9 protein-coding genes and 3 pseudogenes are annotated in these 9,659 nt (G+C 58.6%); 6 read left to right on the top strand and 6 right to left on the bottom strand.

Annotation, left to right across the window (positions count from 1 at the left end; genetic code table 11):
- A pseudogene (locus NDI87_RS14250) lies at positions 1 to 222 on the top strand (hypothetical protein); the annotation flags it as partial.
- 14 nt (positions 223 to 236) lie between these two features.
- Here NDI87_RS14250 and NDI87_RS14245 read toward each other — a convergent pair.
- Positions 237 to 998 carry a GntR family transcriptional regulator gene (locus NDI87_RS14245; RefSeq protein WP_296276031.1) on the bottom strand — a complete coding sequence of 254 codons (762 nt, stop codon included), beginning with the start codon at positions 996 to 998 and terminating at the stop codon, positions 237 to 239.
- Between the two features lie 187 nt (positions 999 to 1,185).
- On the opposite strand from NDI87_RS14245, the gene NDI87_RS14240 reads away from it, so the two are divergent.
- The 5 genes from NDI87_RS14240 (at position 1,186) to NDI87_RS14220 (ending at position 6,277) form a co-directional block, all read left to right on the top strand.
- The gene (locus NDI87_RS14240) at positions 1,186 to 2,235 is read left to right on the top strand and encodes a TRAP transporter substrate-binding protein (RefSeq protein ID WP_296276029.1); all 1,050 of its coding nucleotides are present in this window, start codon (positions 1,186 to 1,188) and stop codon (positions 2,233 to 2,235) included.
- 76 nt (positions 2,236 to 2,311) lie between these two features.
- Positions 2,312 to 2,932: a TRAP transporter small permease gene (locus tag NDI87_RS14235; RefSeq protein WP_296276027.1), complete on the top strand. Its 621-nt coding sequence runs from the start codon at positions 2,312 to 2,314 to the stop codon at positions 2,930 to 2,932.
- Positions 2,929 to 4,212 carry a TRAP transporter large permease gene (locus NDI87_RS14230; protein WP_296276026.1) on the top strand — a complete coding sequence of 428 codons (1,284 nt, stop codon included), beginning with the start codon at positions 2,929 to 2,931 and terminating at the stop codon, positions 4,210 to 4,212. Before NDI87_RS14235 ends, NDI87_RS14230 begins: the two co-directional genes overlap by 4 nt.
- A 37-nt stretch (positions 4,213 to 4,249) precedes the next feature.
- Positions 4,250 to 4,942: a DUF2848 domain-containing protein gene (locus NDI87_RS14225; RefSeq protein WP_296276025.1), complete on the top strand. Its 693-nt coding sequence runs from the start codon at positions 4,250 to 4,252 to the stop codon at positions 4,940 to 4,942.
- A gap of 33 nt (positions 4,943 to 4,975) precedes the next feature.
- Entirely contained in the window at positions 4,976 to 6,277 is a 1,302-nt protein-coding gene (locus NDI87_RS14220) for an amidase (protein WP_296276023.1), read from the top strand.
- Between the two features lie 382 nt (positions 6,278 to 6,659).
- Here NDI87_RS14220 and NDI87_RS14215 read toward each other — a convergent pair.
- The 5 genes and pseudogenes from NDI87_RS14215 to NDI87_RS14195 all read right to left on the bottom strand — a co-directional run.
- Positions 6,660 to 6,824: pseudogene (locus NDI87_RS14215) on the bottom strand (ATP-binding protein); the annotation flags it as partial.
- A 195-nt stretch (positions 6,825 to 7,019) separates the two neighbouring features.
- The gene (locus NDI87_RS14210; RefSeq protein WP_296276021.1) at positions 7,020 to 7,970 is read right to left on the bottom strand and encodes a glutathione S-transferase family protein; all 951 of its coding nucleotides are present in this window, start codon (positions 7,968 to 7,970) and stop codon (positions 7,020 to 7,022) included.
- A 2-nt stretch (positions 7,971 to 7,972) separates the two neighbouring features.
- A complete protein-coding gene (locus tag NDI87_RS14205) occupies positions 7,973 to 8,743 on the bottom strand; it encodes an alpha/beta hydrolase (RefSeq protein WP_296276019.1) in 771 nt (256 codons plus the stop codon).
- Between the two features lie 73 nt (positions 8,744 to 8,816).
- Positions 8,817 to 9,389 (bottom strand): annotated as a pseudogene (locus NDI87_RS14200) (ABC transporter substrate-binding protein).
- An 87-nt stretch (positions 9,390 to 9,476) separates the two neighbouring features.
- Positions 9,477 to 9,659, bottom strand: a 183-nt coding sequence (locus tag NDI87_RS14195; RefSeq protein WP_296276017.1) for an NAD(P)H-dependent oxidoreductase, incomplete at its 5' end; no start/stop codon positions are given.

Raw genomic sequence — 9,659 nt, 5'->3', positions numbered from 1 at the left:
TTCATTCTGGCGGTGCCGGGGCGGCGCCACGGTGAATTTGTTGATGTGCTGCAGGCCTTCGAAGGCCGGGCAACGAGGGCCGAGCAAGAGCTGATTGAGGAAGCGTCCTGGCACGATCTGCGGTTGGTGGTGGCGCACCACCCGCAACGCACAGAGACGTCGGCAGCGCAAACCCGCCCGGCCAAGTCAGTAGACAAAGACAACTACAGCGACGTTCGCTGATATTGTCCAGTCGCTCAGCGCCCATGCAACAGTGAGCCACGAAACGACTCGATATGTTCTGCCAAGGCGCGGGCTGCCAGCTCGCCATCACCTTTGGTCAAGGCCGCAATGATTTCCTGGTGCTCTTCACTGACTTCGGCTACGTGGCCGTCTGCCGACAGTGAAATTGCCCAAAAACGTTGTGAGCGCGCATGCAAGACCCTCAGCACTTCGACCAGGACCGGGTTACCGGAGGCGTCAGCAATCTGCTCGTGAAACATTCGGTCGCAGCTCATCATCTGCGCGACGTTGCGGCGGGCTACGGCTGCGTCAAAACGGCGCGCAGCAGCCTGCAGTTTTTGCAAGGCGGTCGCGGTGATACGCGTTGCTGCCAGCCGGGCGCATAAAGTTTCATTGGCCAAACGCACATCGATCAGATGAAGGGCATCGTCGATGGACAACGGCGCCACCATCACGCCCTTGCGAGGGATGATTTGTACCAGTCCTTCCGTGGCCAGCCGATGCAGGGCGTGATTCAAGGGCGTGCGGCCAAGTTCCAAGCCGCTCATCAGCGCCGCAGTGTTCAGGTAATCACCGGGCTTGTACGCAAGGGTAGTCAGCCCATCTTTCAGGCGCTCATAGGCCTTGGCGTTCTGGGATTGTTCCTCGCTGCGCCGGCGTTTGTGTGCAGGTGCGTTTGGAATTGTGTCTTCTGAATCTGGCAACTTTTCCTCCTTGCAACGACGTGCTAAATGATTAGGGATACTACCACCTTGAGATTGGCATGAAAATCGCATAAGATCACTCTGAAGGTTCAGTGAAATTTCACAGATTCTTTACAATTCCCGAAAAGAGTGCGTCTTGTGAGGATTTTTGAAGCTGCTTGGTAGTTTTGATCCAAATAAGTGAGCCGGTGCCCAATGTGGTGCATCGCACATATTTCGGGGCCTTTATTCTATTTTTACGATTTCTTAGGAGTTATTCATGCAACGTCGACTGCTGTCCATCGTCCTCGCCACGACTGCGGCCCTTGCGGGCAATGCTTTTGCTCAAGACCTGCCCGCTGTGAAACTAAAGGTGGTTGGCGGCTTGAGTAACCTGAGCCTCTATAACGACTACGAAAAGCCTTTCTGGACACAGAAGATTCCACAAGTCTCCGGTGGCAAGATCACGGCCGACATCAAGGGGTTCAACGAAATGGGTATCAAGGGCCCGGAGTTGCTGCGCTTGATGTCTCAAGGCGTGATCGAATTCGGCACATCCACATTGGCGTACTTTGCTTCCGACAACCCGATCAACGAAGCCATTGACCTGGCCGGCTTGGCGCCTGACGTGAAAACGGCACGCGCAATAACCGAAGCCTTTCAGCCGGTGTATGACAAGTTCTACAGCCAAAGTTCGGGCATCAAGGTGCTGGGCCTATCGACCTATCCCGCGCAAGTGCTGTTTTGCAATGCCGAAATGAAAAGCCTGGGCGACCTCAAGGGTAAAAAAGTGCGTACCAGCAGCCGCACGCAAGCCGAATTCGTGGAGGCGCTGGGCGGCTCCAGCGTGACGATGGCTTTTGGTGAAGTGGTTCCGGCCATGCAAAACAAGGTGGTCGATTGCGCCATCACGGGTTCGCTCTCCGGTTATTCTGCCAAGTGGTACGAAGTCTCCACCCACCTGGTGGCTTTGCCCATCAACTGGAACCAGCAAATCCACGCCGTCAACCAGAAGACCTGGAACAAGCTCGACCCCAAGGTGCGCGACCTGATCACCGTGCAGTACAAAACCCTGGTGGACGACATCTGGGCTGCGGCCGCCGCGCAAACCCAGGAAGGGTATGACTGCAACACCGGAGCCGCCGCCTGCAAACAGCCGGTCAAGGGCAAGATGGTGCTGGTCCAGCCTAGCGAGGCTGACCGCGTAATGCTCAAGAAGGTGTTGCAGGAATCGGTGCTGCCAAAGTGGGCTGCGCGTTGCAGCGCCAACTGTGTGACCGACTTCAATGCCACGGTCGGCAAGTTGGTCGGTATGACCGCCAAGAAGTAAAACGTCCGGTCATCCAGGCAACCCCGGGCCCGTCAAAGGGTCCGGGGCTCTTTTCAACGATCCTCAATGAATCACCATGACGCACCCGCATCACTTATCAATTCTCAGCCGACTAATCCAGCTTGCCAGAAGCTTTTCGCTGGGCGCTGTCTGGGCCGGTGGCGCGCTGACCCTGGCCAGCGTGCTGCTGATTTCCTTTGACGTGCTGGCACGCAAATTCCTTGGCTTCAATACCGGCGGCGCCGATGAACTGTCGAGCTATGCCTTCGCCATCAGCACCTCCTGGGCACTGGCATTTGCCACCCTGCAACGCGCCAATGTAAGGGTTGACGTCTTGTACCAATACCTGCCGGTGCGTGTTTCTGCTGTGCTGGACTGGCTGTCGCTGGTTGGATTGGGTGTTTTCATGGTCGTGTTGACTTGGTACGCGATGGACGTGGTGGGCGCATCCTGGCTGCAAAACTCCACTGCCAATACCACCATGGCCACGCCACTCTGGATTCCCCAGGGATTGTGGCTGTTGGGTCTGGGCTGGATGTGTGTGGTGGTGACCCTGATGCTGGTGCGCGCCTCGCTGGCCTTTGTTACCGGAGATATTGAACTGGTCAAGGAAATCTGCGGCGTGCGTTCGGCGCAGGAAGAAGCCGAAGAAGAAGCGGCCGCTGGCGCCCGCATCGTCCATGGAGCCACAGCATGATTGCCACCGCACTGATTTTGTTGCTCGTCCTGATTGGGTTGAGTATTCCCGTCGGCGCCGCTTTGGGCCTGCTGGGCCTGACGCTGGACCCGCTGTTTTCCTCCTTGCCCCTGACCCGCGCCATTGGTGAATTGTCCTGGAGCACGAACAACGAGTTCCTGCTCGTCGCAATTCCGCTGTTCATCATGTTGGGTGAGGTTTTGTTGCGTGCGGGCTTTGCAGAGCGTATGTACACGGCCATGAGTCTGTGGCTGTCGTGGCTACCGGGCGGGCTGATGCACGCCAACATTGGCGCCTCGACGCTTTTCTCGGCCACCTCCGGCTCCAGCGTGGCCACGGCTGCGACAGTTGGTACCGTGGCCTTGCCCCAGATCAAACGCTTTGGCTACAACGAACCCTTATTCCTCGGCAGCCTTGCTGCCGGCGGCACCTTGGGCATTTTGATCCCTCCGTCGATCAACCTCGTGATGTATGGCGTACTGACCAATTCCTCGGTGCCCAAACTCTACCTGGCCGGCATCATCCCGGGATTTGCAATGGCTTCGTTGTTTATTTTGACCGTGATCGTCGCCTGCCTGATCAAACCGTCCTGGGGTGGCCAAAAGATTCATGCGACCTGGAGCCAGCGCATGCGCAGCCTGGTGCACCTGGCTCCACCGATGGGCATTTTCCTGCTCGTGGTCGGCTCCATCTACGCCGGTTTGGCCACACCGACCGAGGCCGCGGCCTTAGGCGTGCTGGGTGCGCTGATTCTGGCTGCCTGCTTCGGCAAGCTGAACTGGGGGATGTTGCGCGAGTCGGTGGAGGGCACCATGCGATCCACCGCGATGATCATGCTGATCGTGATCGCCGCCAGCTTCCTGAACTTTGTCATGTCGGGCACCGGTCTGACCTCGGCCCTGACTGACTCAATCGTCGGTCTGGGCTTGTCGCCGGGCTGGATGCTGCTGATCGTGGTGGTCTTCTATCTGGTGCTGGGCTGCTTCATGGAGACCCTGTCTATGATGATCACAACTATTCCGATCGTTGCCCCGATCATGATCGGGATGGGCTATGACCCGATCTGGCTGGGAATCATGATCATTGTGCTGGTCGAGTTGGCGCTGATCACACCACCCGTGGGCCTTAACCTGTTTGTGGTGCAAAGCCTGCGCAAAACCGGCTCCATGAATGCTGTCATCGTTGGCTCTCTGCCTTTTGTCGCGGCCATGTTCGTAATGATCCTGCTGTTGGCCGTGTTCCCAGATTTGGCGCTGTGGCTTCCACGCGTCTTTGGGTAAACAGCGTCTTTTTGTCTTTTTTATTTTTGTCTGAATCATGCAATCCGAATTCCAAATCATCTCCGATACCACAACCCGCAACCTGAGCGTCGATATCTCCACCCTGGTGGTCGCGGGCTGGGCCGGCCGCGACCGTAAAGCCATCGAGCACCACATCGAAGAATTGGCTGCCATTGGCGTGCCGCGCCCAAGCAGCGTGCCGCTGTACTATCGTATTGCCAGTAACCAATTGACCCAGGCTGAGACTGTACAGGTGGTGGGCCCCGATTCCTCTGGCGAAATCGAAACCTTTGTGTTCTCCGCGGACGGCGAGTTGTACGTCAGCATCGCCTCCGACCACACCGACCGCAAGCTGGAGTCCCACAGCGTGGCCTTGTCCAAACAGGTCTGCGCCAAACCGGCGGGCCGCAGCGCCTGGCTGTATGCCGACGTGGAAGCCCATTGGGACGAGTTGCTGATCCGCGCTTGGATTGAAGAAAACGGTGAGCGCGTGCTTTACCAAGACGGCCCATTGTCGACCCTGCGCACGCCGCGCGATCTGATCAATGGCTACCTGGACGGCTCCGCGCACAGCCGCTTGCCCGACGGCACCGGCATGACTTGCGGTACCGTCGGGGCCATAGGCGGCATCCGGCCGTCGACCGTATTTGAGATGGAGTTGCACGACCCCAAGCGCAACCGGTCGCTGACACACCGTTATACCGTCGAGGTTCTGCCCGAAGTGGCTTGACCCTTTTTTCGTCGATTCACTGGAAACCGCACCATGACTTCATCTACCACCCGACTTGAACAGGCGCTAGCCGCTATTGAGGCTGTCGGCGACGAAGGCCGCCGCATCTTTACCCATGTGTATGCCGATCAAGCGCGTGAAGCAGCGCAAGCCGCCGATGCGCGCGCCAGCCGCGGTATTGCGTTGAGCCCGATCGACGGCCGCATCGTGTCCATCAAGGACTTGTTTGATGTGGCAGGCGAGACAACGACCGCCGGCTCGGCCTTGTTGCGGGACTCGGCGCCGGCTGCTGCGGACGCGGTGGTGGTGCAGCGCCTGCGCAGCGCGGGTGCGGTGATCGTCGGAAAAACCAATATGACCGAGTTTGCCTTCTCGGGCATAGGCATCAATCCGCACTACGGAACGCCGGGCAACGCGCATGACGTGACACGCATTCCGGGTGGCTCATCCTCCGGCGCCGGGGTGTCGGTGGCACGCGGCATGGCGGAAATCGCCATCGGCTCGGACACCGGTGGTTCGGTGCGTATTCCTTCGGCGCTCAACGGGCTGACCGGCTTCAAGCCATCGCAGTCGCGCGTGCCGCGCACGGGCGCCTTTCCGTTGTCGTTCTCCCTCGACACGGTAGGTCCGCTGACACGTGGCGTGGCGGACTGCGCCCGCGCGGATGCGGTGTTGTCCAACCAGACCTGGCAGCCGCTTCCGCAGCGCACAGTGCGTGGTCTGCGGATCGGCGTGCCGCGCGGCTTGTTGTTCAGCCAGACCGAGGACACCGTGCTGGAGGCTTTTGAGGCCGCGCTGCTGTCCTTCTCCGCAGCCGGAGCCCGCATTGACGATGAGTCGCTGGACGAGTGGCTTGGTGCACCGTTTCGCCTGCAAGAGCGCGGCACCCTGGTCGCGGCCGAAGCGGCCTACATTCACCGCGCCACCATCGACACACGTTCGACCGAGTACGACCCCGTGGTGCTGGGGCGCATCCGGCGCGGTATGACGCTGGACGCCGCCGGGTATGTCGGCATTCAGCAGGCGAGGGCACAGCTGCAGCCTGAGCTGGACGCACGCCTGGAAGATCTGGATGTCTTGGTCCTTCCAACCGTGCCCTTCGTTGCGCCGCGCATCGACGCACTGGCCGACGAAACCGCCTTCAATCAGGCCAATGGCCTTGTGTTGCGCAACCCCTCGGTGTTCAATTTCTATGACTTGCCGGCGATGTCACTTCCTTTGCCACGCGCCCCAGGCGAACTGCCTGTTGGCCTGATGGTGGTCGGTCGCAGAGGTGAAGATCGTGCCTTGCTCGGCGTGGCGGCGGCACTGGAAGCGCTGCTCACAGCAGGCTGAACCCTAAGTCGGTATGACCACCTTTGCGGCGGCGTGACACTGTTCAGTGATGCTTTTATGGATGGCTATTCCGGAGGTAGAGACGTAGGCTCCGCTGCTTCCAACGCCTGTTTACTCGAAGTGGTTGCACCCTAAAGTAGTACCTGACCAAGACCTCATAAATCTTCTGCTTTTGATGACATTGGAAAACAGGGGATTACAGGTTCATCTCGTTAGAGAACCTAACGACAAGTTTCTGAAGGTGGGTGGATGTCTGCTTTCATGCGCTAACTTTGACTGCCGCTATGACCGGACTGGGTCTCTCGACGATGGCAGCAGCGCCGAACAGTTTTTCAGGTCTTTACCGGCTTCAGACCCATTGCCGCCGGTCACGACAGGCTGCTTACGGGCTTCCCATTCCATTGCCAATCATAAGCTGCTCGTGGCGAATTTTTAAAGGTGTCATTGCAGAGTGATGAACCAAACGGTTAATCAAAGACACCTTGAAAGCAGCATTGGGAAACACATCGCCCCAATCGGCAAACGACTTGTTGGCGATCACGATCGTGCTCTCGGACTCTTAACGCCGGTTCACCAGATCGAACAGCAAATCGGCATGCCGGTTCAAATACGACAAATAGCCGATCTCATCAATCACCAACAAGCCCGGATTCCCATTAGCCGCTGACGCCAATTTACTGACGCGTCGTTTTCTGCTCCCGGTCAACTGATCTTGAGGGAACGTTTCAAGGCTCCCAGGCCGTTATGCTCCGAGCTGCTGCAACACATCCGGCCCGGCGGGAACGATGCCGGTGGTGTTGATGTTGCGGTGCGAGTAGTAATAATGGAAGCGGATCTGATCCATATCGACGGTCTCGGCCACACCAGGCAAGTGGTAGATGGCCGCCAGATACCGGTGCATCGCCGGGTACTGTGAAATCAGTTTTCGATTGCACTTGAAATGTGTGTGGTAGACCGCATCAAAACGGATCAGCGTGGTGAAAAGGCGCACGTCGGCCTCGGTCAACATCGCGCCACACAAATAAGTTTGCCGCAACAAAATGCCCTCCACCCGGTCCAGGGCCACGAACAAGGCATTCAGCGCATGGTCATAAGCCGTTTGGCTTTGGGCAAAACCGCAACGGTACACCCCGTTGTTGATGTCGGCGTAAACCCAAGCATTGGTGTCATCGATTGCGGCGCGCAAAGCCTCGGGGTAAAGGTCGACTTCAGGGTGTGCACACACGTTCTGGAATGCATTGTTCAACAGTCGGATGATTTCTGAGGACTCGTTATTGACAATGGTGCCGAGCTTTTTGTCCCACAACACCGGCACCGTGATGATGCCCGCGTAGCCAGGACTGGCCTGCTGGTAGACCTGTTGCAAATGGTCATGGCCGTTGACGCGGTCGCCTGTTGACCCTGAAAAAGCCGTGTCGAATGACCAACCTTTGTCGGTCAGGTACGGGTGCACCACGTCCACACTGATGGCTGACGTCAGACCTTTGAGTGCCCGGACCAGCAGCGTCCGGTGCGCCCAGGGGCAGGCGTGCGAGACGTACAGGTGATAACGACCGGCCTCGGCCGCATGCAAGGCATCGGGGTCTGGTGAGATCTGGCTGTGAAAACTGGTGGGGAGGCGCACAAACGCGCCGTCGCAGTCCACTTGTCGGGTCCAGGTGTTGCCGGTTTTTTGGGTCAGAGGATGTGTCACGGTCAGGCATTCAGCGGCGGCAGGTAGCGACTCGCCCACGCGGCGATCATGGACGCCGCGAATCGGGCGTCTGCCATGCGGGTCAACAAGTGATCCGCGCCATCCAGACTGATCAATGACTTGGGATGTTGCGCCGTCGCAAAAAGCTGATGCGCATTGTCAATGGACACGGTGGCGTCCAGCGGTGCATGCAAGACCAGCAAGGGCCGACCCAAGTTTCTGATTCGGTCAGCCTGCGCCTGTCCGGTCAAATCCTCCAAAAATTCTCGTTTGATCGTGAAGGGCCGTCCCGCCAACTGCACGGTTGCCTGTCCTTGTGTCTGGATCAATTCAAGGCCCTCGCCAAATTGATGCGTGACGTGCACAGGATCAAATGGCGCCCCCAGCGTGGCCACTGCGACACAGTCCGGCACGCGGTGCGCCGCAGCGAGTACGGCCGCGCCTCCCAACGAATGACCAATCAACAGCGAGGGTGCCCCGTGTTCAGACCGCAGCCAATCGGCCGCGTGAACAAGATCATCCACATTCGAGCTGAAATGGGTATTGGCAAAGTCGCCCCCACTGTCGCCCAAGCCAGTAAAGTCAAACCGAAGAGCACCAAAACCGGCCTCGGCCAAGGCGCGGGCAATGAAGGCCGCCGCCTTGCTGTCCTTCGAGCAGGTAAAGCAGTGCGCGAAGATGGCCCAGGCTCTGGGCGTTGAGTCGGGTGTATCCAGGCGACCAGCCAGCATCGCGCCTTGGCTACCTGGAAACTCAATGCGTTGGCTTGGCATGATGGGATGACTTTCTATGTGATGCCCTGCGAAACAAAAGAAGTGACCCAGCGCAAGTCGGAGCCTCGCGAGCTTAGCCCTTCTTGGCATTGGACTTGTTGCGATCGGCCAGGGTAGCGATCAAGCCATCCACCCCTTTGGCATTGATTTCCTGCACAAATTGGCTGCGGTAAGTTTCCACCAACCAGACTCCCATGATGTTTAGGTTGTAAATTTTCCAGCTGCCACCTTCATCGGCGGTTTTTTCCAGTCGGTAGTCCAGCTGAATCGGCTCGCCCCGGCCTTTGACTTCGCTGCGCACCAACAGCTCCCTGTCGTCCGCGGCGGCACGCACGGGCTTGACGGCAATGCTGACATCACCGATCTGGGACAGCGCGCCGGCATAAGTGCGCACCAATAAAATCTTGAACTCTTCCTGCAGACGGTTTTGCTGCTCGGGCGTCATTTGCCGTCACGTCGGCCCCACGGCAGAGGCGGTCATGCGTTTGAAATTCACGCTCGGCATGAGCTTGGTATCGACCAGCGCAATGATCGCCGGCAACTTGCCTGCCTGACTTGCCGGGTCCGTCTTGATGCTGTGCAGCATGTCAGTGGACAGTTGCTGGATGAAGGCCTCGGCCGCCTGCGCTTGGGCGTGCGCCGGCATCGCCAGCAAACTGCTGGTGGCCAGGGCAACTACGGCAAAGAGGCGAACGAATAAATGACGACGCATGACGTGAGCTCCTGACCCGTGTTAGGCCGTGGCCATTTCCATGTCGGCACGCGCAGCGGTGATGGCAGCAGCCTTCGGGGCATCCCCCATGGCCAGACCCTCGGCACGCACAATGCGCACATCGGTCACGCCGAAGAAACCAAACACCACCTTGAGATAGCTCTCCTGGTGCTCCAGGGCCTGACCGCCCTCGCTGGTCGAATA

Source organism: Rhodoferax sp. (assembly GCF_023701345.1).
In the GTDB taxonomy this organism is placed as follows: Bacteria; Pseudomonadota; Gammaproteobacteria; order Burkholderiales; family Burkholderiaceae_C; genus Rhodoferax.
This window is presented reverse-complemented; position numbering and strand designations above follow the sequence as displayed.

What these genes read in the sequence shown, in the direction of transcription:
- NDI87_RS14245 (WP_296276031.1), bottom strand. Translation starts at nt 998, where the DNA reads ATGCGATTTTCATGCCAATCTCAAGGTGGTAGTATCCCTAATCATTTA.
- NDI87_RS14240 (WP_296276029.1), top strand. Translation starts at nt 1,186, where the DNA reads ATGCAACGTCGACTGCTGTCCATCGTCCTCGCCACGACTGCGGCCCTT.
- NDI87_RS14235 (WP_296276027.1), top strand. Translation starts at nt 2,312, where the DNA reads ATGACGCACCCGCATCACTTATCAATTCTCAGCCGACTAATCCAGCTT.
- NDI87_RS14230 (WP_296276026.1), top strand. Translation starts at nt 2,929, where the DNA reads ATGATTGCCACCGCACTGATTTTGTTGCTCGTCCTGATTGGGTTGAGT.
- NDI87_RS14225 (WP_296276025.1), top strand. Translation starts at nt 4,250, where the DNA reads ATGCAATCCGAATTCCAAATCATCTCCGATACCACAACCCGCAACCTG.
- NDI87_RS14220 (WP_296276023.1), top strand. Translation starts at nt 4,976, where the DNA reads ATGACTTCATCTACCACCCGACTTGAACAGGCGCTAGCCGCTATTGAG.
- NDI87_RS14205 (WP_296276019.1), bottom strand. Translation starts at nt 8,743, where the DNA reads ATGCCAAGCCAACGCATTGAGTTTCCAGGTAGCCAAGGCGCGATGCTG.